General features: G+C 41.5%; 16 protein-coding genes. 2 read left to right on the top strand and 14 right to left on the bottom strand.

The window, feature by feature from the left end; all coding sequences use genetic code 11:
• Positions 1-6: 6 nt before the first annotated feature.
• Together ACDZ28_RS12130 and ACDZ28_RS12125 are read right to left on the bottom strand one after the other, a co-directional pair.
• Positions 7-2,652: an FtsX-like permease family protein gene (locus ACDZ28_RS12130; RefSeq protein WP_375104784.1), complete on the bottom strand. Its 2,646-nt coding sequence runs from the start codon at positions 2,650-2,652 to the stop codon at positions 7-9.
• Between the two features lie 13 nt (positions 2,653-2,665).
• Positions 2,666-3,367, bottom strand: coding sequence for an ABC transporter ATP-binding protein (locus tag ACDZ28_RS12125; protein ID WP_042124149.1), 702 nt, complete (start codon positions 3,365-3,367; stop codon positions 2,666-2,668).
• A gap of 238 nt (positions 3,368-3,605) precedes the next feature.
• Between ACDZ28_RS12125 and ACDZ28_RS12120 the strand changes: the two genes are divergently transcribed.
• Complete coding sequence (locus ACDZ28_RS12120; RefSeq protein WP_231574028.1) at positions 3,606-5,411, top strand: ABC transporter ATP-binding protein; 1,806 nt, start codon at positions 3,606-3,608, stop codon at positions 5,409-5,411.
• The gene (locus tag ACDZ28_RS12115) at positions 5,398-7,173 is read left to right on the top strand and encodes an ABC transporter ATP-binding protein (protein WP_375104783.1); all 1,776 of its coding nucleotides are present in this window, start codon (positions 5,398-5,400) and stop codon (positions 7,171-7,173) included. Before ACDZ28_RS12120 ends, ACDZ28_RS12115 begins: the two co-directional genes overlap by 14 nt.
• An 81-nt stretch (positions 7,174-7,254) precedes the next feature.
• Here ACDZ28_RS12115 and ACDZ28_RS12110 read toward each other — a convergent pair whose 3' ends face one another.
• From ACDZ28_RS12110 to ACDZ28_RS12055, 12 genes are all read right to left on the bottom strand, one after another.
• On the bottom strand, positions 7,255-10,620 hold the full coding sequence (locus ACDZ28_RS12110; protein WP_375104782.1) for a HEAT repeat domain-containing protein: 3,366 nt from the start codon (positions 10,618-10,620) through the stop codon (positions 7,255-7,257).
• Between the two features lie 165 nt (positions 10,621-10,785).
• On the bottom strand, positions 10,786-11,547 hold the full coding sequence (gene yaaA, locus ACDZ28_RS12105) for a peroxide stress protein YaaA (protein WP_375104781.1): 762 nt from the start codon (positions 11,545-11,547) through the stop codon (positions 10,786-10,788).
• Positions 11,548-11,649: 102 nt separating this feature from the next.
• Complete coding sequence (locus ACDZ28_RS12100; protein WP_341110426.1) at positions 11,650-11,898, bottom strand: hypothetical protein; 249 nt, start codon at positions 11,896-11,898, stop codon at positions 11,650-11,652.
• Between the two features lie 31 nt (positions 11,899-11,929).
• Positions 11,930-13,486 (bottom strand): glycosyltransferase family 39 protein, encoded by a 1,557-nt coding sequence (locus ACDZ28_RS12095; protein WP_375104780.1) that lies wholly within the window; start codon positions 13,484-13,486, stop codon positions 11,930-11,932.
• Between the two features lie 192 nt (positions 13,487-13,678).
• Positions 13,679-14,554: an aminoglycoside phosphotransferase family protein gene (locus ACDZ28_RS12090; RefSeq protein ID WP_375104779.1), complete on the bottom strand. Its 876-nt coding sequence runs from the start codon at positions 14,552-14,554 to the stop codon at positions 13,679-13,681.
• Positions 14,555-14,589: 35 nt separating this feature from the next.
• Positions 14,590-14,976 carry a VOC family protein gene (locus tag ACDZ28_RS12085; protein WP_076120119.1) on the bottom strand — a complete coding sequence of 129 codons (387 nt, stop codon included), beginning with the start codon at positions 14,974-14,976 and terminating at the stop codon, positions 14,590-14,592.
• 144 nt (positions 14,977-15,120) lie between these two features.
• Entirely contained in the window at positions 15,121-15,414 is a 294-nt protein-coding gene (locus ACDZ28_RS12080; protein WP_042124136.1) for a hypothetical protein, read from the bottom strand.
• 454 nt (positions 15,415-15,868) lie between these two features.
• The gene (locus tag ACDZ28_RS12075; RefSeq protein ID WP_375104778.1) at positions 15,869-18,187 is read right to left on the bottom strand and encodes an FtsX-like permease family protein; all 2,319 of its coding nucleotides are present in this window, start codon (positions 18,185-18,187) and stop codon (positions 15,869-15,871) included.
• Positions 18,177-18,842 carry an ABC transporter ATP-binding protein gene (locus ACDZ28_RS12070; RefSeq protein ID WP_094869983.1) on the bottom strand — a complete coding sequence of 222 codons (666 nt, stop codon included), beginning with the start codon at positions 18,840-18,842 and terminating at the stop codon, positions 18,177-18,179. The genes ACDZ28_RS12075 and ACDZ28_RS12070 overlap by 11 nt, the downstream gene beginning before the upstream one ends.
• On the bottom strand, positions 18,839-20,083 hold the full coding sequence (locus tag ACDZ28_RS12065) for a hypothetical protein (protein WP_339289214.1): 1,245 nt from the start codon (positions 20,081-20,083) through the stop codon (positions 18,839-18,841). Before ACDZ28_RS12065 ends, ACDZ28_RS12070 begins: the two co-directional genes overlap by 4 nt.
• A 5-nt stretch (positions 20,084-20,088) precedes the next feature.
• On the bottom strand, positions 20,089-21,474 hold the full coding sequence (locus tag ACDZ28_RS12060) for a radical SAM protein (RefSeq protein ID WP_375104777.1): 1,386 nt from the start codon (positions 21,472-21,474) through the stop codon (positions 20,089-20,091).
• A gap of 195 nt (positions 21,475-21,669) precedes the next feature.
• Complete coding sequence (locus ACDZ28_RS12055; RefSeq protein WP_339302271.1) at positions 21,670-22,290, bottom strand: ATP-binding protein; 621 nt, start codon at positions 22,288-22,290, stop codon at positions 21,670-21,672.
• Positions 22,291-22,544: the final 254 nt, after the last annotated feature.

Below are 22,544 nucleotides of genomic sequence, written 5' to 3'. Positions count from 1 at the left end.
CTGCGCTTATTCTACCGATTTCAACGCCTCAATCATATGAATCCGTTTGAGCTTAATGTGCATGAAAGCCATGACTATGCCTGAGAACAGAAGTGTTAACAGCGCGGCATACACATAGCTTGGCCACTTGATGATCGGCGCGAACATCGTCGCATCCAGCTCAGCTGTATTCAAGACGAAGCTGTGCAATATAATGCCAAGCCCCGATCCGGCAACAATGCCGAGTAAGCTTAGCAGCAAATTCTCGCGGTAAATATACAACGTTACTTCCTTATCATAAAATCCCAATACCTTGATGGTTGATAGTTCTCTGATCCGCTCAGAGACATTGATATTAGTTAAATTGTAGAGGACAACAAAAGCAAGAGCAGCAGCCGATACAATGAGCACCAAGGTTACAACGTCCATACTCTTCATGGTGTCGTCAAAGGCAGTGCCTACGCTGCTTGAAAAGCTGACCGCAGCCACTCCTTCATTGTCTGTCAGCTTCTCGCCGAACTTGTCCTCCCATGCTTTATCGTGCGTGGTATAGTTCAGCAGCTCTGTGTTGAACACCGGTTCTTGTCCAAATACGGAAGAATAATACGCAGGTGTCATATAGACATAGTGCATTACATAGTTCTCTGTAATCCCTGCCACCTTAATCTTGAATGTCTCGTTATCCTTGTCCACCACACTCAACAGGTCACCGGGTTCAAGCCCGTATAATTTAGCCAGCTTCTCCGAGATTATCGCTCCCTCGTCTGTGAGCATCCGCTTTTCTCCGCTCACTCGATCCCGCAGCTCTACATAATCGGATATAGCATCAACAGATGCAGGAATGAACAGATGCACATCCTGATCATTTACACCACTGCTGTGCGCTTTCATCGTTTCCTGCGCCACACTTAATGATCCGGTTATGCTGGACTCGCCAGTGATCAATTGCTCATAGGCATCCCGTGCATCCGCAGACGCATCTTCATGCAGCGCCACAAGTGCATCATATTTCATGATCGTACCGAACTGCTGAGGTGCAATGCTGCCAATCGAGTCTTTGAGACCAAACCCGGTCAGGATCAACGCCGTACAGCCGGCCACGCCGAACACAGTCATGAACATCCGCTGCTTGTAGCGGAATAAATTCCGTGCGGTAACCTTTTGAACAAAGCTCAGTCGTTTCCATACAAACGTAACTCTCTCCAGCAAAATCCGCTGCCCGCTCTTTGGCGCCTTCGGACGCATCAATACGGATGCGTTGCTACGTAGCTCTACCCGCGCGGCAATCCAAGCTGTCAATGTTGTACAGATTAGCGCCACTATAATAGAAATGATGGAATATGACGGATAGAAGCTTTTGATAAGATTCGGCAGATTATAAAGCGAACTGTACGCATTATAGATAATGGTCGGAAACATGGTAAAACCGAGGGCAAGCCCTGCAACCGAAGCCGCCAAGCTGGCAAGCGTACCATAAACTAAGAATTTGGCCATAATGTCACGATTGCCATACCCAAGTGCTTTAAGTGTCCCGATCTGCAGGCGGTGTTCCTCGACCATGCGGGTCATGGTTGTCAGACTGACCAGTGCGGCAATCAGGAAAAAGAATACCGGGAACGCGCTCGCAATTGCCGACAACCGGTCAGCGTTGTCTTTATATTCGGCATATCCCGGATTGGCGTTTCTGTCAGTGATATAGATCTTGGGAAGTGCTAGCTCTGCAAGCTTCTGCTCCCCTGCAGCCAATTCCGCTTTGGCTGAAACCAGTCCATCCGCAATGGCTTTCATATTTGTAGCTTGTTCCTGCTGCACCGCCTCTGGCTGGCGCTTTAAGTCAGCGAGCTGCTGCTCGGCGGCGGCTACCTTGTCACGTCCACTGGACAGCTCTTTCTCACCTTCCGCACGCATCTCAGTAAGACGCGCTTCCGGTACGCCGGACAGCGCCTGCTCTACTGCCTTGGTATGCTGTTCGATCAATTCCTCATACTCTGGTGAATAAGCCTTCACTCCGATTGTATCCTTGAAGGATAGATAGGCTTCCGTATAGACCGGGAGCTTAAAATCTGACTCCGGGATTGCTGCGAATGCATCCGCCGTCCCTTTACCAATTCCGCTGGTGCCCCGGGTACTCTTCTCTATAAATTGTGGGCTTCGCACAAAGCCCACTACGGTATAATCAAGGGTTTCGAAGTTGTTCGACAACTCCGCATCCGTTCCAGCTCCGCTGAACGTTACCTTGTCACCTAGTGCATACTTTTCGACCAGCTTGTCATCCAATACCATTTCTCTAGAATTCTCCGGAAGACGACCTTCAATTATGCTGTACTGGTTAAGAGGTTTATCTGAATTGTAAGAATGAACTTTGAGTATCAAAGCATTATCGCCACTGAATACATCCGCGCTGTAACCCGGCTGAACTTCGTCGATACCCGGTACATCACTCAGCAGATCTATGTTCTCTTCGGTCAGACCATAGTTGGTCTGCACCTTCAAATCCATCAGTCTCGTCTCTTGGTAAAAGGTTCCGGCTGTATCCAGCATATCTGGACCGGCTGACTTGATGCCGGAAAAAAAACTAACGCCCAGCATAATGATTGCAAATATCGAAATAAACCGGGCTTTCGTGTGCCTAATTTCGCGAAAAATATCTTTCCACAACGCTCGCTTTTTCATAGGTGACTTCTCCTTACCATTCGATATCTTCAACAGATACTGGCGAAGGATTGGTTACCATCTTCCGTACCTTAGCATTGTTAATCTCAATAACCCGGTCTGCCATTGGCGCAATCGCCAGATTATGCGTGATTACAATGACTGTCGTCCCTGTATTGCGGCAGGTATCCTGAAGCAGCTTGAGCACTTGCTTGCCGGTATTGTAGTCTAGTGCACCTGTTGGCTCATCGCATAGGAGCAGCTTCGGCTGTTTAGCTAGCGCTCTGGCAATAGCGACACGTTGCTGCTCGCCACCAGACAGCTGAGCCGGAAAATTATCCAGCCGCGCGCCCAGTCCCACATCCTCCAGCACCTTACGCGCATCTAGTGCACGCGGGGAAATCTGAGAAGCAAGCTCAACATTCTCTAGCGTGGTAAGATTCGGCACTAAGTTGTAGAACTGGAACACAAAACCCACATCATTGCGGCGGTAGCCTGTCAACTCCTTGGCACTGAACTTGGCTATGTCCGTACCGTCCACAATGACCTGGCCTTCGTCGGCAGAATCCATCCCGCCAAGAATATTAAGCACCGTCGATTTACCTGCACCGCTGGGACCGACAATCACTGCAAACTCACCTTTATTTATCTCAAAATCAATTCCGTCGTTGGCAACAATCACACTTTCACCCATTTTGTAACGCTTGTACTCCCCTTTTACAGCAACAAAGCTCATTCCTCATCCTCCTGTCTCTATCCAAACCAAGCCTAATTACTTTACATTGTTTCAGTTTATCATAATTAGAACGCCCAAGCCCGAATGGCAAACCCTCATAACGCAAGGTAAAATTCACATCATTAATAAGTTCATTTTTTTGTAACAATAATGTAACAAGGAAATTTTTCCGTAAACGATACTTAGTCATTTGATAGTGTTATAATCACCTTGATTTATTCATTCTTTTCAGGCAAGAGTGAAAGAACAAACAGAAACAGGTGATCAGATGTTCGAACTGAAATGGCTTTGGCAGAACTTAGAGGGGAACCGGACACGGTATATTCTGGCGCTCTGCCTCTCGGTGGTGGGCTCAAGTCTTACGATCGTGAACCCGTACATCAGTCAGCGCATTGTCGATACGTTTATTGCGGGTGACAATGCCCTGCAGAATCTTACACAAGAACGGCAATTATTAATTATGCTCTGCCTAGGCATGATTGGATTTTCTCTACTGCGTACAGGACTTGCTTATTTTACAACCATGCAGTATGAAAAGTCCTCGCAAAACATGATGTACAATATCCGTATTTTTTTGTACAACAAGATTCAAGGACAGGACAGAGAATATTACGACCATAACCGAACCGGCGATCTCATGACCAAGATGACCGGGGATCTGGATATGGTTCGGCACTCGATGGCATGGATTTTCAAAACGATCATTGAATCGCTAACGATCTTCATCGCCGCTGTTATCTATTTTTTCACTATAGATGCTCAGCTGACGTTGTGGATGCTAATCCTGTCACCGCCCATTTTTATTGTGGCTTACATATTTGCTAAACGCGTTCGCCCTATGTATATCGACCTGCGTGAGCGGTTGTCCCAGCTTAACACGACAACTCAGGAGAATATTTCAGGAAACCGTGTGGTTAAGGCTTTTGCCCGCGAGGAGTTCGAGGTCCAAAAATTCACAGAGAAGAATGTCAACTATTCCACGGCGAACAAAAAGGCCGCCCTTGTATGGCTTGATTACTTTCCTTATCTGGAATCCTTCGCTCAGGGCTTCAACGTAATTCTTATGTTGGTGGGTGGTTTGTTCCTAATGAACGGCCGGATCACCTTCGGTGAATTCACGGCTTTCTCGTCACTGATCTGGGCTGTATCCAACCCTATGCGCAACATCGGTATTATTATCAACGATATTCAGCGCTTTTTTGCGAGCTTATCCAAAATTGTTGATATCTATTACGCCAAGCCAAATATTATAAATGAGCATAAATCCACTACTAAACGCCGTTACGAAGGCCGTATTGAGTTCGATCATGTTCGTTTCAAATATGACAGCGCTATCGTACTTGACGATGTTAGCTTTACCGTTGAACCTGGTGAAACTATAGCAATCATGGGCTCGACCGGATCAGGCAAAACAACAATCATCAATCTGATTCCTCGATTCTATGATGTAGCCGAGGGGCGCGTACTTGTCGACGGCGTTGATGTCCGAAAGCTAGAGCTCGATGAGCTCCGCGATAATATTGGTATGGCGACCCAAGATGTACTCTTGTTCTCTGATACTATTGATGGAAACATCGCCTATGGCGATCCTGATCTTCCGGAAGAAGATGCAAAAGGCTATGCCGAGCTCGCGGCCGCACACGACTTCATTACCAAAATGCCTGAAGGTTATGATACCGTTGTCGGGGAACGCGGAGTCGGTCTATCCGGAGGTCAAAAACAGCGTATCGCTTTAGCACGTGCCTTGGCCGTACGCCGTCCGATCCTGATTCTGGATGATACGACCTCTGCTGTCGATTTGGAGACGGAGGAACATATCCAGAAAAGTCTACGCGAGCTGGATTACCCTTGCACGAAGATTATTATCGCGCAGCGTGTATCTACGACCGCGCAGGCTGACCGCATTCTCATTCTGGATGGCGGGAAGCTGGTTGAAGAAGGTACCCACGCCGAACTACTGGCGAAACGGGGCTACTACTACGATGTGTTTAAACTGCAGAACGAGGGTATTGGAAGGCAGGTGACCGCAAGTGGCAAGGAATAAATTCGACGTCGATGAGAATCTGGAATCGCCGTTTAATATAAAACACTTCCGGCGTGCGATGGTATACATCAAACGTAAGAAAACGCCAATGATTGTTGCATTTATACTCAGTGCGCTTTCAGCGGCTATATCCCTATCGGCTCCACTGATCATGCAGCATGTGATCGACGTAACTATTCCGGCAAAAGCCAAGCTTGCGCTGCTGGGCTGGGCTGGACTGATGCTTCTGACCATTGTGGTCAGTGTTTATCTGGCTACTATACGATCACGCATCATGACGAGTGTTGGGCAGGATATTATTTTTGATATCCGTACAGATTTGTTTAAGCATCTGCAAGAGTTGCCCTTCAAATATTATGACGACCGGCCGCAGGGCAAGATTCTCATCCGGGTCGTAAACTATGTCAACGCCGTTTCCGATGTACTGTCCAACGGTATTATCAACTTTATTCTAGAAATCGTGAATTTGCTCTTTATTGCAGCCTTCATGTTCGCCGTTGACGTACGTCTATCATTTGTCATCCTTGCAGGACTGCCGGTATTCTTTGGCATCATGATGCTGATCAAAACTCGGCAACGCCGGGCTTGGCAAGCGGTATCCAATAAGAGCTCCAACCTGAACGCCTATTTGCAAGAAAGCATCAGCGGTATTGGTGTGACGCAAATGTTCTCCCGGGAACAACGTAACGAGGGAATCTTCACACGTCTGGCGGGTAATTTCCGTACAGAATGGATGAAGGCTCTACGTTACAACATGCTTATTCCATTCTCGGTAGACAACTTGTCTACGATCGTTACATCATTGATTTTCCTTGTAGGCCTACTAACACTTAGTCCACAAGACATGACCCTCGGTGTCATTCTGGCGATGAGCAGCTACGCTGTCCGCTTCTGGCAGCCGATTCTGAATCTTTCGAACCTGTACAATAACTTCATCAACGCCGTTGCCTATCTTGAGCGTATCTTCGAGACGCTGGATGAACCAGTTACCGTCAGTGATATTCCGGACGCGAAGACACTGCGACCTGTAGAGGGCCATGTCACTTTCGACGATGTGACCTTTGCCTATGACCCAGGACTCAATATTCTGGAGAATATCTCCTTTAAGATCAAAGCGGGAGAAAGCATCGCTCTGGTGGGACCAACAGGTGCAGGCAAAACTACGGTCGTCAATCTGATCTCGCGCTTCTATAATATTTCCAGCGGTAAGATTCTTATCGACGATCAGGATATCTCGCAGGTTACACTGAAGTCTCTGCGCAGCCAAATGGGAATTATGCTACAGGATAGTTTCATCTTCTCCGGTACGATCTTGGACAATATTCGTTACGGTAAACTCGATGCCACCGAGGAAGAAGTAATCGCCGCAGCGAAAGCCGTCTGTGCCGATGAATTCATCCGTGAATTCGATCAAGGCTACCTGACAGAGGTCAACGAGCGCGGCTCCAAGCTATCTCAAGGACAGCGGCAGCTCATCTCGTTCGCAAGAACGCTTTTGGCTGATCCGAGAATTCTCATACTAGATGAAGCCACTTCATCGATCGATGCGAAGACTGAGCGTTTGCTGCAAAAAGGTCTGAATGAGCTCCTTAAAGGACGTACCTCGTTCATTATCGCGCATCGCCTGTCCACCGTAAAAAACTGCGACCGTATTATGTATGTATCTAATAAAGGTATTGCGGAAAGCGGCTCACATGATGAGCTTATCGCACAAAAGGGGCTTTACTACCGCCTCTACACGGCACAGAAGATGGAAGCATAACTCAATAAACACCAAAAAAAGCTCAGGCTGTAAATCGCCCTGAGCTTTTTTGGTGTTTATATGTTCTTAAAAATATGAAAACTAATCTATCACTGTCCAAATATTTAGCGCCAGTGAGCGAATCGCAATATTCGTGTGATTTCTGTACACCCTCAAACGCTCTGCAGGCTCTGAACTCCAGAGTAGAGCACTTCCGGCAACCTCAAGCAACGAAAGTCCAATATACTGAGATTCGTAACTACCCTCAGACCCTAGCACATCTATAATTTCCAATAACGTCTCCGGACTCCAGTAGCCTGTGCTGTCTTTTAAATTATACGCAACCTGCTTGTAGGCATCGCTCAACAGCTGCGGTTGATATGAGGTACTGTTAACCATCTGATTCAGATACGTGGCGGATTCCTTCACATTATTCCAGTCTATTACTGCTATATAAAGCTTCATCACAACTTGCTGTAAAGTCTCCTCCGATGTTAGACACTCAATCAATCCCGTATACAAAGGTTTAAGGTGTACCCGGGTGATTGTTGGCAAAGCGTTCAGCTGGTTGATAAGTTTCAGGAGACGTTGCCGATGAGGCAAATCTCTACTGGTAGTTGCATTCCATTCATCGCTTATCGCCGCACTAGCTAATTTCTGACAAACGCCGATTACAACCTCATTGATCTTACCATCGCGGCAGGTTTGTATTAGCGTGTTCATGGCAAATTCCCATCTAGTGCTGTCTTTCAAATCCGTAATAGCCTGAGCAGTGGCAGCTGCAACAATGCCTTCATTTCCATTGGTCCACCAAATCATAGAACTGAAAGCATACTTGCCGACAAACCCATCCGGATGATTTCCGATTTCAATGATTAATTTTAAATAGCGAAGTCTATAGTCTAGCGGAAGATCATTAGGCTGTTGGGATAACAAGCTCCTTGCGATATCACTTTCTGATGAAGCGGCCATTGCACTTAAAATCTTCCAAGCGCGCTCATCATCTAAAAGCTGTTTCGCAGCATGCCCTATGGCAATGATTACATCCTTGTGTCCATTTGGTTTCTCGAACTCGTTTATCAATAGTGGAATGCTGTCATCGCTTCTATAAGCACCCAGTAAGCGGATGGCCTCTTTTCTGACAGTGATCTTCAGCTTATCCCGATTCAGCAGCTCTTTCAGCATGGATACCAGTAACACTGGATTCACTCTACGGATGCATCTGGGTATCGAGTACATGGCTACACGGGCCCGGTCCCCATCCAGATTCTCCAGCAGAACGGAAAGTGCCTTCTCCGGTTCTTCCATAAGTGAAAGGGCATGAAGTGCAGCTTCTACTACAGTTACTTCCTTATCCTGTAAAAGCTCAAGTAATCTATCCGGACCAAGATCAGGCATACTTGCCATGATCTTAATAACTCTCGAACGCTCCCAATGGTTACGCTTAGCATCGAATGCGATTTTTTCTAATAAGGAACTTAATGCTTGCTGCTGGCGCGGCAGCCACCTGTTGAATCCGTCCGTAGCTGGCACAAGATAGATCGTTTTACCTGATAAGAATTTACCTTTGATGGCAGCCCCCGAAATAAAGGGATCGAGCCATTCTTGACGTTTTTGATGCAGATGCTGGAATACTTCATGGATCGTAATATACGATTTATCCAAAGCTAATAGTTCCTTAACTCTGGCATCACGGGTTGTATGAGGCGAAAGCCAATGTCTGACTGCTTGTATAGCTGTAGAATCTGCCTTTGCTCTCGTTGCTTCCTTTAACAAATTTTGAAGTTTTACAATACCGTAGCCTCTTTTACCAAATGAGCTGGCCAGGCTAAGCACTAGATTGTAGTCTTCTCTTTTGTTGCCCTGTACAGCTAATGTATAGATTTCATCAAAGATGACCTCTTCCACTCCTTGGGGTAAATTCTTCTCCAATGATGGAAGTGAAAGCTGTCCGTTTTGCTGGGCCAGTTTCCGGATCGTATTTAAAGAGAACTTGAACAACTCACTGTGAGGATTTAATGCGTTATGCCGGAGAATAACAAATGCCAGTTGTTGAACGGAAAACTTCGTACCATATGAAGTATCTCTGGCATCTATAACACTATCAACAAGCCTAGTAAGTTCTTGTACATGGGCATCGGTGAACACAGACGCAGGACTTTCAGAAAGCTCCTTAAACACAAAACCTCGAACAGGATCCTGCTCATTTCTAATCCGGCTCAAAAATACCAAAGTCTCATGCATACCCTGTCTCGACAGAACCGTACTTCTTATCAGTTGCATAAGCGCCGTGGAACGTTCTTCTGAACTGGATACCTTTGTTGCTTGTTCAAGCCCCGCTCTTGAATGAAGAATAGAACGGCAAGCAGTGAGTCTGATTGTTCTCTCCCGGTCATCATTGATTTCACGAAGGCCAAGCATCCGGGTGGCTTCCTTGTCACGCAAGGCATGTGGTAATACATATAATAATCTTTCTGGAAAAACGCGTTCACGGCGCTTATCTTCTTCATACACGGCATCAAAAATCACTTTACGGTTGGAAGGTGCAATATTATGCAGCAACTTCGCTAAATGCATCGGGTGATCTGCGAGTAATTTCGCTATCTCAATCCATTGATCCATGGATAAATATTTTTTTCTTTTTAGTACCCCTTCAGGCACACCATAAGAAATCAGATCGCTCCGCGACTCCGTTCGTGTCAGCAGCTGATACACCTTATTCGGATTTTGGCGTACAAGCGTGCCAAGTTGCTCCTTTAACGCAGGATGTATGACACCCTCGGGTCCATGATTCATCGCACACGCAAGTACCAGATCCGCCTTCAGATTGCATAGGATCTCCATAGCTGATGAGAACCTCCACCAGACATATCCCTTTTCCCTGGGTGGTGTGCTTTCTAGCGTTGTTTCGAAGTATTTCGCTACTACGTCAAAATGCCGGCTGGATAATTTCTTCCAGTCTTTTATGGCATATCCGATATCAGCAAGCCATTTACTTACCGTTGCCGAATAACAGGCCTGCAATATAATCGCGGCTTCCTCCGCTCCCCACCGGGCATACACTACAGGTAATAAGCGTTCCGCTAATTCCTGACGGTTAATCTGTGAAATACTGTGCAGCAGCTTGCGGCGGCAATCATGGGATAAATGGGGGAGCTCACGTTCAATATCAGCATCTGAAGCCACCTTTGCCAAAAGACCCGCAGCCGTATTTCTGATACTTGCCATGGGATGCCGCAGTGCTGACAGAATAATAGGGGCATCATGTGTTGCAATCGCACCGATTAAAGCAAGACGTGCTTCATAAACGCCATCCTCCAGTAAAGAGGCTAGTAATTGGGAGTATTGTGCAGATCCAAGATGATCACGGCCTAATATCGCTACTTTTTTGACTCTGTCGGAATAGCCTAGTGAATCCAATTCTTTAAGTAAGCTCTGTTTGTCCAATGGATCTCTTTTAAAAATCATAAGCCCTCCTCTTTCACCTGTTCTTATTCCATCCGAACATTATTCTCTACACCGCAATCTTTCCCCTTCAACAATCCTAAAATTTAACAACTCGTTTGGTGAGCAAAAAATAAAGGTAACCCTGAAGCTGGTCGTTCAACCGTCTTCAAGATTACCCACCGTATACTACTTACTCTCTTCATTCTTTTTCTGTATAAACACATACGTACTCTCATCCGACAGCTCATCCGCATAGCTGAAATCAAACCCGTCGAAGCCTTTGATATCCTCCACACAGGTGATTTGCCGCTCAGCCATGAAGCGTACCATCTCACCTCTGGCCATCTTGACTAGAGTCGCTCTCTCAACGATCTTACCGCCGATTTCCTGCCCAAATACACAACTAATCATTCGAACGTTTCCGCCAACATACGGGGAGATGCACTTGTTGTATTCCTTGGAGGCCAGATTCAGAATGATGTCAGTTTCCGAAAATAGCTGATCTGCCAGCTTCCTGTTCCAGAACTCGTAGATAGATTTGAAACCTGGTCCGCTAAGCTTAGCCTGCATCTCCAGCCTGTACGGAACAACGCCGTCAAACGGCCGGACGATTCCATAGAACCCGGACAATATCCGTAAATGCTGCTGAAGATATTCGAGCTCCTCCATTTGAAGTACCCCAGGTGCCATGTACTGATACTGGATACCCTCATAAGAAAAGATAGCCGGTGTAAGATTCCGTGTTACATCCATCTCCCGAATCCGCTCTACATTTAACGTGGCGATGGCATCATTGCATTTCCATAGCGATTTGGCTTCTTCATAATTCAACTTTTGTAATAAGGCCAGAAGAGTCTGTGACTCGCTTATGAATTGCGGCAGCTGGCGGCAATCCATAAAATCCGTATCCATCTTCATCTTCTTGGCAGGCGATATAATGATTCTCATGATGCTCCCTTTTCTCTTTTCTTACCCCTGCGGGGAATTTATACGTAACTTTATCCTATCACACTTAATCTTCGTAGGCTTGGGGCAAGTTCATGAAATTTTTCACTGCCGCCCGCTTTGCCCGCTACCACCATCCGTACCCTGGCTGCCATTTCTTCTTGTCCCGCCATTCATACCGGGAGAGACACCTCCATCTTTACCCCGACCACCGTTAAAGCCCTGTCCCCCGTTCGCCCTCGAACCAGAATCTGTACTTGATATCTTCTGCGCGGTGATGGCATCGCAAGAGACGAGCACCATGGAACAACTTAGCACTGCTATGAGCAAAGCGAGATATCGCTTAATTCGCATCTTTGAACCCCCTCTTTCCGAGCAAAAATGGTCAACGTGAAAAATATCTTTTTAACATATAATCATATACATCTTTAAAGCCCATGTAGGATAACACGATCAGCAGCGGATACACCGGGTAAATATACCGAGACTTAATCTCCCATAGCAGATAGAATCCAATAAAGCCTAGCACCACAAGAATCAAAGAGGACTCCCCATATCTTTTCGCTCTTATTCCACCGATTAAACGAATAAGTATACAAACATACATCAGGAAATTTAGAACATACAGTAACCACAGCAGCCCGCTTCTGTAACTTGAGTCCGCCTTAAACAAATCTGTTGCAGCGTTAGTGTAGCTATAACGATCCATGACAAAGCCCATTCTTCCGCCGTTACTGGATGATCCGTCGTTTCCCAGCCCATATCGTTCCATCTGGTATGTGCCTTCCGTCCAGGTCCAAACGATCTTTTTATAATACATTTTCACTAAGTCGCTTAGGCTCGCCTCGGAGAGTTTATTACTGATTTCCTCTTTAAATAGCTCCGTACTTTCTGCATTATTATAATTTGCCTCCTGCTGATAGATCGTATAGCTCTGCCAGTTATCCCAGAACCCAAACGTCTCCAGATTGATCCCCATATTTAGCCACATATAGACAGGTGCGGAATTTGTAGTAATCGGTTCATCTACAACACTCGTCGCCTGCAACACAGCATTTTGCATCCAGCTCGGAGTATTGAACAATAAAATCGTGATAAACAAAGCGCTTAGAGCTTTTTTCACCCCGATCGCACGCATGTTGAACAAAAGACTGACCACCACAGCAATCAGAACAATAACACCGATGCTTCGGAAATAGTTGCCGACTGCCAGAAGGATGGCTGCGAAGAGGATATCCTTTATGGACTTTCTTTTTATAAATCTCACAGCGAAATATAAAGCACTTGTTAGAAAGGCTGTAGCAATCACATCGTTATAGATTAAATTACTCATAAACAAAGAAGGGATATAGGTTGCAGCAAACACGAGAATACCATAGTCACGATCCTTCGACTTCTCATTGAGCTCTTTATACAGCAGGTAAATCATTAACGAGGTTAAGAGTGTAAATAGAATATTGAATATTTTGATCACCAAATAATTATCCGGAAATAACTGTAGTAACGTTTTTAAATACACAACAATCGAGAAATTAAACGGGAACATATGCAAGTAACCCGTCGTGTCAAAAGATGAATAATCATTCCTGTACAGCATTTCGAGTGCCAGTGAAAGCACCGTCTGCGAATCATCCGTCGGCAAGCGAGGAAACAGAAAAATGATCACGATCTGAATGGCAAAAGAACACAGCAATGTGGCTGGAATGACGATTTTCCAACTGTACGGATTAAGCTTCAGGCATATTTTATACAAAATAACGCTTAACGCCAGCACCACCACAATCCCTAGAATAAAAAGGCCCAGCTGTTGCTTCTCCAAAACTGGCGTGTCCCCATATACGAAATAATTATATTTCGCTCGGATAAAAAAGGAGGAAGCGATAAACAGTCCAATGAAGAATGCAAAGATGAGATATAATGATTTTTGAATTGCCCTTACCATGGAAACCCTCCTTTTCACAGTCGAAGTCCTATACAAGAACATCCTCTGATTCATAAAAGCATTATAAATACCCAAACTGAATATTCAATGAAAATTGGGTATGCCGGGACCCCGCAGTGAACAAACGCAAATAGACCGCCCTCCATGCAAAGGGTTGCGGTCAGTATTGTTAAATATTCATTGCGGAAAAGATCATTCAAACCCTACGAATTCCAAATCCTTTAGGAATCGATTACTTCCTATTAAACTCTTTACCCTCTTCGTTACATTAGGTCCTTTAGGTGTACTACCACGTCTATTCAGCAAGATCCATCTAAGACAAGCCCATGCTTCAAAGACCTCAAGCTCTTCTTGCTCGATGTCATTCTCCAATAGATAAGCAGAACGAAACACACGGGCATAACGCTCAGATAGGTGGATTTTCAGCAGAATAAATGACCATGCAAAATCATATCTTGGGTCTCCCAACTGGCCGTTCGTCCAGTCAATGACGGTAAACTGCTCTTGTTCCTCAACTATATTTCCTAAGTGAAAATCTCCATGAATGATACGGTCCTGTTTCATTGGCGTTTGCTTTACTAGAGAAATCAGTGCTTGTTTAAGATCTGCGTGCTCACTCACTTCAGGAAAAAAGTAATCGACGAAGTCGTACTTAGGTAGTTGTATATGTTCAAGCTCAGCAATATCTATTTGATGAATTCTGGCTAAAATGCTCGCGAGCTTCTTCATTGTCTTATCATTCACTTTAAGAATTGGCGTTCCGTCAAAGCTTGTTAACAACACCTTATCCCCATCGGGATTAATCCCCCAGCCCACTGGCTTAGAGACGGCTACTCCTCGTTCGGACAGGACCTCCAATAATCGATATTGAAACTGAACATCTGGTTTGGAGATCTTACTCCATGTTTTCAAAACAAAGCTTTCCTGGCCTGAACTGATCTTTAGAACCTCAGCTTCAAAGCCATCATCCATCGGATAGGTGGTTAAAGTGGCTTCTTGAATGAGTAAGTCGTGCATGATGATTTCTTGGTGTTCTAACCAGTTTACGTTAGTTATTGGGGTTCTCAAAAGTGTCCCTCCTTTCGATCGGTTGTTCGCAGATATTAATTTTCTGGAATGCCCGCTACGATCTCAAGCAAATTGCCTTCTGGGTCAGCCACAACAGCTTCACGCAACCCGTAAGGCTGCGAAATAGGTTCTTTTATAGGCGTTGCACCGGCAGTCACCAGACGATCAAATTCCTTGTCGACCTCCTCAGGCGAGGGAACGCCAAATGAGACCTCCATTGTCCCATTCAACCCGTTAGGATAACCTAGCCCTGAGATACTAAGCGCATCCCGCTGGCATAAATTAAAGAACACACCACTCTTAAGCTGGACCCCGGTAAATACGCCGCCATCCCATTCCAAAGCCATGTTCATGACATCCCGATAGAATGTAACCATCTTTTCCATGTCTTTTACAATAAAAGTAATCGCACCGATTTCCATAAAACCCTCCTACGATTCAAAATTATTCCTTTTAGATCGTAGACATAGTAACATAGCCGGTAAAATAATGAAATGAACTATACAATAATAAAAAGCTCTGTAGAAACTCTACAGAGCACTCTCAGCTAAATCTAACTGTACTACTTATGTCACTGAATAAAATGCCAATCCGATACTTGAAAAGATAAGCAACAGAATGGTAATAAAAACCGCAGATCCTATATACTTATTCTTTATAGACTTACCCGTAATTGATATTCCTCTTTTTCCGATAAGCGAATATAAAATGAATCCCAATATGGGAGTGGTCGCAATCATTAATAATACCCAAATCCAAGGATTTATCCCTCGATACAAGCAATCGTTGTAGAGCCATAAACATGATAGCGTTATAGTCAACAAAGCAAATACAACAACTAATACAACTAATGGAATCATAACTTTCGCCCTCCTTACTTTTCACCCAAAAAAAATAATTAAGCAGGTTCAAGTTAACTCCCCTTGCTCCTGCTTAAAAGTACTAACATACTGCTTTCTTCATATTTCTAACTGGTTAATTACTTTGAACGAATATCACAACTATTGTTACCAAGAAAACCTAACCAGTTAGAAATATTTAGTTTAAATTAGAAACAGAAACAGAAGCATAGTGAGAAACAAATGGAGAAGCAGAAACAACCATACTCTTCTCTCGTTTCCAAATTTTCTACGGATTCATCAGTCCAAAGGGATTCTGTGGCGTTTAAAGAATGCATTTACCTTCCACTCCTTTCATTTTGAATTAGCGGAAACAATTGATGGCATAAATGAATTCACATATAACATTCATATTTATTTAGTTACTGTAGAAAAGTAACAATAGTTGTCGCAGTTGTCATATGAATAATTAGTTTCATTCTCTAATCACTTCTAAATCATTATATTTTCCACTGAAAAGAGATATATTTCCTACAAGTACAAACAAAACAGATATAACAATGATAAATACATACATACTTCCATCAATAATTGCATTTCCTTTAGAAATAGCTGAAACAGCAACGGATATAACTACAGAAAATAGAACCAATGACATCGTAAGCGAACATATTATGCTAATTATGGCTTTGATCATATATTGCTTCACAAGAATTTTCTTACCAATGCCTAAAGACCGGATGATTGCATACTCTTTTCTATTGAGATCATTCATTAAGCTAAGTAAATTAACGTTAAATATGACTGCTGCCACGATGAAAAGAAAACAGATATATTTAAAACTAGTTAAGAATGAATCCATTTTAGATAACAGGTAATCTCCAACTACATTCATGTTAGCAATATAGCTATCCTTCACTTCATTAAGGAATCCATCATCAATTGCTCTTACCAAATAAATTGTATCGCTATATTGATTTTCGGAAGCTTTCAACATCCAATTATTATTGATACCAGCAGAATCGTAGGTTCCCTTTACTCTATAATTCACAGTTTTCTCTTCGTTCGTAATTTCTAGGGTATTTCCAATATTGATTTTATAGGCGTCTGCATATGCTTTTGAGATGAGTATTTCTCTTGGATTTCCTTCAAAGACATCTTGCCCCTCGGTAATTTTAAATTTTGAGGTATAGTTCTTTTGGTCAATTTCATTGATACGAACTTGTTTGTTGGAGACCTCATCATTTTCTATCTTTGCATCCATATAGTGCATTATCGTGAATGTCTTTATATCACCGGAGTTAACCAACACCTGATTTAGAGCCTCTTCATCACTTGTCTTCATTAAATAGTTATAGGGTAAGGATTGTTGATACCCCATATCAACAGATTCCTTTAAGGTGTTTGCTAACCCAAAGCCTATTAGAATAAACCAAAGCATCATGGTTAAATTTAAAATCCCTATTACAAAAACGAGCTTATTTTTTTTAATTTCTTTAAATGTATATAAGGTACTACGATGATATTTCCATACTGGAAGTCTTGTAATCAGCTCAATGAGCAGTAATATCCCTATAAAAATAGCGCATAACGTAATTAATAAAATAAAGTTACTCGCCATGGATGTACCACTACCCAATAAAACTGCATATACGGAAAAGACAACTGGGAGAGATAGCATAATCCCAAAATTTCTTAGCCTATTCCTTTTAGGGAGACCATGATCTCCTTTGACAATAAGAACAGGATCTAGATTGACCATATACTTTAGTGCAATATTTCTGTACAAAAGGAATACAAAAATATTAAAGACTACAAATTTAAGAATATTTATCATATAAGCGGCTGTGTAATTAACACTAATATTTTCTGCAGCTAAAATCATTTTTGCGAGTGGAATGCTGAAAATAACGGACAAAATTAATGGGGTAAAGATCAAAATATTGATCTCTAATTTCATTGCCTTAATAATGTCCTTCATCTTGATAGGAATTAGCATTAACACAGCAATATCTTTTTGGCTTCTCACAATCAACATCGTAATCCCACTAATCAACACGGCGATTGCTAATAAGTACCCTACAGTACTAATCAAATTCAAAGCCATAATCTGTTTATCTAAGTCTGAGAATAATTCATTTCTTCTATCTTCAATTGTTTTGTATTTATAACCAGACTCCAGGGTTTGCAGTTCTTGTTTCAATAACTCTCCGGATTTACCGGAAATAAATACTAATCCAGCGTCAGAATGATAGGAGGATTCTAAATTGTTAGTCTTGATATAACCAGAAACCTGGGCATCATCCACAACATCAATAGGGAGATATTCTATTCTCGTGATCTTTAAAGCTTTATCTTGTTCCTTAATTCCTATTAGATGGATTGTATCTCCTACATTTAAATGCTGCTTGTTCGCCAATCCTTCAGAGATTACAACCTCATCCTCGGATAAATTTTCGTAACCGGATAGAAGATAGAGCATCATTTGGTTATTTTCATTTTTAAGATAGACAGGGGCTGAATGAACATAGGAGGTTTGAATTCCTTCCTGCTCATATGCGCTTATAGCTTTATCAAAGCTCTTAGAAGGAAAAGATTGTGTGACTACAAGATCAGCAGGGTTAGATTCTTGCATAGCCTGATTAATGTATTCCTGCTTACTTATTCTTATTTGAGGCAAAATAAGCGAAACGGTCATTGTAATTACGATTGAAAGGGCTATAAAAAACATTGACCATTTATTTTGGTTTAGGTTTTTAAGATTATAGAGTTTAAATAATTCTCTATATTTCATTTAACAACCCCTCATTCATTAAATATTGTCGTTTACCCAAGCTTCCAATGGAATGATCATGAGTAACTATCACTAATGCGCTGTTATAAGAAGCACTTACTTCTAGAAGGAAGTCCATTATGCTCTTGCCGGTGGCAGCGTCTAAAGCTCCTGTTGGTTCATCACATAGAATCATCTTGGGATTATTAATTAAGGCCCTCGCAATGGCGACTCTTTGCATTTCCCCACCAGAAAGTGTCGGTGTCTTATGACTATGTTTGCTTGTTAATCCCACTCTTTCTAGCATTTCCATTGCACGACTCTTTTTCTTTGCATACGATAAATTTTCATGAATAGCAATAATCAAATTTTCTAAGGGTGACAAACAAGGGATTAGATTTGAGTTTTGAAATACAAGTCCAATGTAATCTTGCCTGATCTGTTCGATCTCTTTTCTATTCTTGGTATCAATGGATCTTCCATCCACTAAGATCTGACCCTCTGTTACATCTGTTAACAATGAAATACAATTTAAAAAACTCGTTTTTCCACTTCCCGATTTCCCCATTATGGTAATGAAGTCGCCTTGCTCAATGGTTAAATCAATTCCCTTTAGAACATGCTGCACATTTTTATCAGTGCTAAAATCTTTTTTAACATTTACACACTCAATCATTGTGCCTTCAAGCCTCCTTTAATTTTCAAAGTGAGGTAAAGTCTTTTTAAGAAGGATGCCAACAGGCTAACAACAAAGATCACCGGTATAAACAGAATAAATAGGTTATTTAGATCAACTAAAACATTAGATATATTTCCATGTATTATATTTTGCTGTAAGGATATAAATTTGTTGATTAACAAATCATGATTTTGAATTAAGCCCATGACAGAGTACAGAAGAGACAGAATAATCAAACATGTAGTAAGTACATATACACTACTGTAAATACCATACACATATACAGACTTACTGATTGAATAGTGTTCATCCATTTTTCTTGCTCTCTTTGCATTTATTAATTCTACAGTCATCTCTTTGATTGACTTAAACGCTTTGACCTGAATATTTTGAACATTTAGATAATCCGACAACAGCCAGTATCCATCCATTCTTAAGAATGGTATAAGGTTCATCGCCGACGTCATTAGAATAAGAACAATGCCGATAAGTAAAGAAATATTATGTGATATCATATAACACACGAATATTGGAATTGTAGTGAGTACTTGAAAGTACATCCCACTGACATCATTGATAATTCTTTTGTTTTTATCTAAACGCCAAGTATTTGTCATATCAATAAAGAACACAAAATAGGTTAAATAAATTCCGATACCTATTTTTCCAACGTTAACATCGTACTTATAAGCTGCTGTTGCATGCCCCAGCTCATGAATAAACATGGAGAGATACACTAAAAAAATAACAAGAATAGTGTTCAGGTTATTAAAAATATCCGTTGGATATTTTGAAAGATGCATCACCGAAAATACTCCACAAATACTTACAATGATCAGCAATGGGATAACAACCCATCGACTATAAAGTAGATATTTCAGTATTGAATATAGTCCACGGAACTTCGATGACTCAATGATCGGAAGATGTAACCAAAGGTAGCTTTTTTTTTTCTCACCAGATTTGTTAGAGGAATTTGTCATCATATTTTTAGGAACAAGAAATTTTTTAATAAAATAATCAAATTCCTTATCTGTAATACTAATACCTTTTGCATTGAGATCATTAATAATCTCTTCATTACTGTTCGTTCCATCTAACTTATCAATGATTTCTTTTGCTCTAGGTGATACTTTGATATGGCTGGATTGATCAAACGATAATATATAAAAGCTATTGCCGTCTACATCAAGCTCTTGTCTAGTTTCATATTGCTTTACTTGTAGCAGCCCCTCCATGCTCATCACACCTTTTGTAGAATTTGATGCTTTCTTGTATTCACAAAAGCTTTCATTGTATCTTCAATATCACTGCATACAGGACAATCAATATCCTGGTTTATGTCTATGGCTGCTATAGGACAACCCCCACCACAAATCAGACCGTACTTGCATTCTTTGCATTGTGGAATTCGTAGTATAGTTCGATCTTTCCACATTCCCTCAAGATTTGGATCAAGCTTTACACTTTCGCCGTCATAGGATCCGATTTGATGATGCCCCTTACCGGCTAGCATTAAGCAAGTAGAAATATTTCCATCGGGAGAGAATACTAAATTACCACCAGAAGTAGCCTCACAATAATTTAGCTTCCAAGGTTTCATTTGATTATTTGAATCAAAGAACGATTGTAGGTAATTCACACATGGAGAAACAACCATTTTAATAATCGAATCTTCAGATCCTAATGTGGGTTCGATTTCAAGAACTCTGGAGTATAACTCACTTTCTTTCATAGAGTTGTTCGAACCGTCACAATACTCTAATACTGGTGCTACATAAGGATATACATAGCCTGATTCCACCCATTTCTTTTCCTTGATAAAATGGACCAAATCGCTTAAAGAATCGATATTATCTTGATTTATGTTTGTTCGCAAATGCGTTTTTATTTTCATTTCAGTCAGTAAATCAATACTTGATTCGATGAGATCAAAGGTTCCTCTCCCACTGACTCCAATTCGTCTGACATCATGAATAGACTTTGAACCATCCAAGGTGATCTGAATGATGACATTATCATACATTTTCAAAAGCTTACTGTAGTATTTTATTGTTGTTCCATTCGTTACAATTCTCACTTCGATGTCCCTTGCTTTTGCAAAATCAAGTGTCTTTTGTACAATTGGCATGTTTTGAGGTAACAAGGGCTCTCCTCCAAACAAGGAAATCGATGTTTTTGGCGTGTCAATCTCTGTTTGTGCAGTAATGCAAGTATCAATATAATTAAGGATTATAGTTAGTTGTTCTTCAGTCATTACTTTTTTATTACTTAGATTCTCGTCCCCCTCAAAGCAATAGGTACATCTTAAATTGCAACCCATCGTGGGACAAATGGTAAAGCTGCGAACCAGATTTTTCTCAATATACTTTTGGTGTATCTCAGCATACTTTCTTATGAACTCTTGTTCTTTCTCTTTTTGTTCAAACACGTAGCCCCTCTTAATTAAAGTTTGCATCAGTTCATCTTTATCATCAAAATTGGAATATCCCTTCTTCATTTCCTCAATCCGTTCATAAGTATCTGAATCAATAATGTCAAATGCACTAGAGATTGTATTTATTAATAAGATACTCTCATCATCAAGCTGGAAATCCATTACTCTATCCGTGAAATACAATTTTTCCATCCTCCTATTTCACTTTTCATTTTTTATTAGTGGGAACTATTCGTCACATTTCATTCCTTATGCTGAAATCATAAACCAATAATTTCTGTTTTTTTGTTGCTCGTTGTAATCGGCATAATACTCGTTGTAATCTGCATAACAAAAAGGCGATTTCCCATTCAATTATTATGAATGGGAAATCGCCGCCGTTTGTTCTTATGGAATTGGTAAAACTACGATTGAATTAAAATAGCCCTCATCGTATGAAAAGTCTGAGTATCCTTTTAACTTTTTGACTCGTTCATTGATACTGCTGATTCCAATGCCGTACCTATTTTTCCCTTTTTCAGAGATTAATCGTCCATAGGAGAAGTCCACATTCACATGATTCGACGAGTTTACAATGATTATGAATAATTTACCTTCACTAAACTTTATTTTAATTTCAATTTCCTTTTTTATTTCTTCTGTTAATCTAAGTACGGCTTCAACAGCATTATCTAAAAGATTCCCTAAAATGGCCGCTAGATCAATGGTATGTTCTATAAATAAGTCATGAGGAACTTGTAGGTCTAAAGTGCATTCTATATTATACTTCTTGGTTTGTTCTAACTTACTATTAAGAATGGCATCGATGGGTATACATCCGGTTAATAATCTATATGAGAATACATTGGTTTTTAATAACTCCTGTAGCTCCTCTTTTACCTCGTCTGTTTTTTTTCTCTCCAATCCATAGGCTATATTTAATAAAATATTTTTCAGATCATGTTTTAGCTTAGACATTTCCCTTTGATTCTCTAAGCTCTCTTCGTAATATTTATTTTGTGTCTCCATTATGGAGTACTTATGTATAAGAAAATTTTTCCCTTCTAAACTATTGTAGATCAGCATGATGCATACATTAATAATTAACAAGAAAATACAAGGAACGAATTGATTAATATCTTTATATTGGAAAATCCAATATATACTCAATAAGGATAGACAGGGAACAATGCTTAATAACAAACATTCCTTATTACTTAATCCGATCTCATTATCAGATCTAAAATAGAGCAGCAGCTTTGCTGACAACATTACAATTAACA

The sequence above is a fragment of the Paenibacillus sp. RS8 genome, from assembly GCF_041956825.1.
Lineage (GTDB): Bacteria > Bacillota > Bacilli > Paenibacillales > Paenibacillaceae > Paenibacillus_AQ.
This window is presented reverse-complemented; position numbering and strand designations above follow the sequence as displayed.

Bases quoted from the DNA above. Each gene is read 5' to 3' on its own strand.
- ACDZ28_RS12060 (WP_375104777.1), bottom strand. From the start codon at position 21,474: ATGGAAAAATTGTATTTCACGGATAGAGTAATGGATTTCCAGCTTGAT.
- ACDZ28_RS12110 (WP_375104782.1), bottom strand. From the start codon at position 10,620: ATGATTTTTAAAAGAGATCCATTGGACAAACAGAGCTTACTTAAAGAA.
- yaaA (WP_375104781.1), bottom strand. From the start codon at position 11,547: ATGAGAATCATTATATCGCCTGCCAAGAAGATGAAGATGGATACGGAT.
- ACDZ28_RS12055 (WP_339302271.1), bottom strand. From the start codon at position 22,290: ATGGAGACACAAAATAAATATTACGAAGAGAGCTTAGAGAATCAAAGG.
- ACDZ28_RS12080 (WP_042124136.1), bottom strand. From the start codon at position 15,414: ATGATTCCATTAGTTGTATTAGTTGTTGTATTTGCTTTGTTGACTATA.
- ACDZ28_RS12075 (WP_375104778.1), bottom strand. From the start codon at position 18,187: ATGAAATATAGAGAATTATTTAAACTCTATAATCTTAAAAACCTAAAC.
- ACDZ28_RS12100 (WP_341110426.1), bottom strand. From the start codon at position 11,898: ATGCGAATTAAGCGATATCTCGCTTTGCTCATAGCAGTGCTAAGTTGT.
- ACDZ28_RS12070 (WP_094869983.1), bottom strand. From the start codon at position 18,842: ATGATTGAGTGTGTAAATGTTAAAAAAGATTTTAGCACTGATAAAAAT.
- ACDZ28_RS12095 (WP_375104780.1), bottom strand. From the start codon at position 13,486: ATGGTAAGGGCAATTCAAAAATCATTATATCTCATCTTTGCATTCTTC.
- ACDZ28_RS12065 (WP_339289214.1), bottom strand. From the start codon at position 20,083: ATGGAGGGGCTGCTACAAGTAAAGCAATATGAAACTAGACAAGAGCTT.
- ACDZ28_RS12130 (WP_375104784.1), bottom strand. From the start codon at position 2,652: ATGAAAAAGCGAGCGTTGTGGAAAGATATTTTTCGCGAAATTAGGCAC.
- ACDZ28_RS12085 (WP_076120119.1), bottom strand. From the start codon at position 14,976: ATGGAAATCGGTGCGATTACTTTTATTGTAAAAGACATGGAAAAGATG.
- ACDZ28_RS12125 (WP_042124149.1), bottom strand. From the start codon at position 3,367: ATGAGCTTTGTTGCTGTAAAAGGGGAGTACAAGCGTTACAAAATGGGT.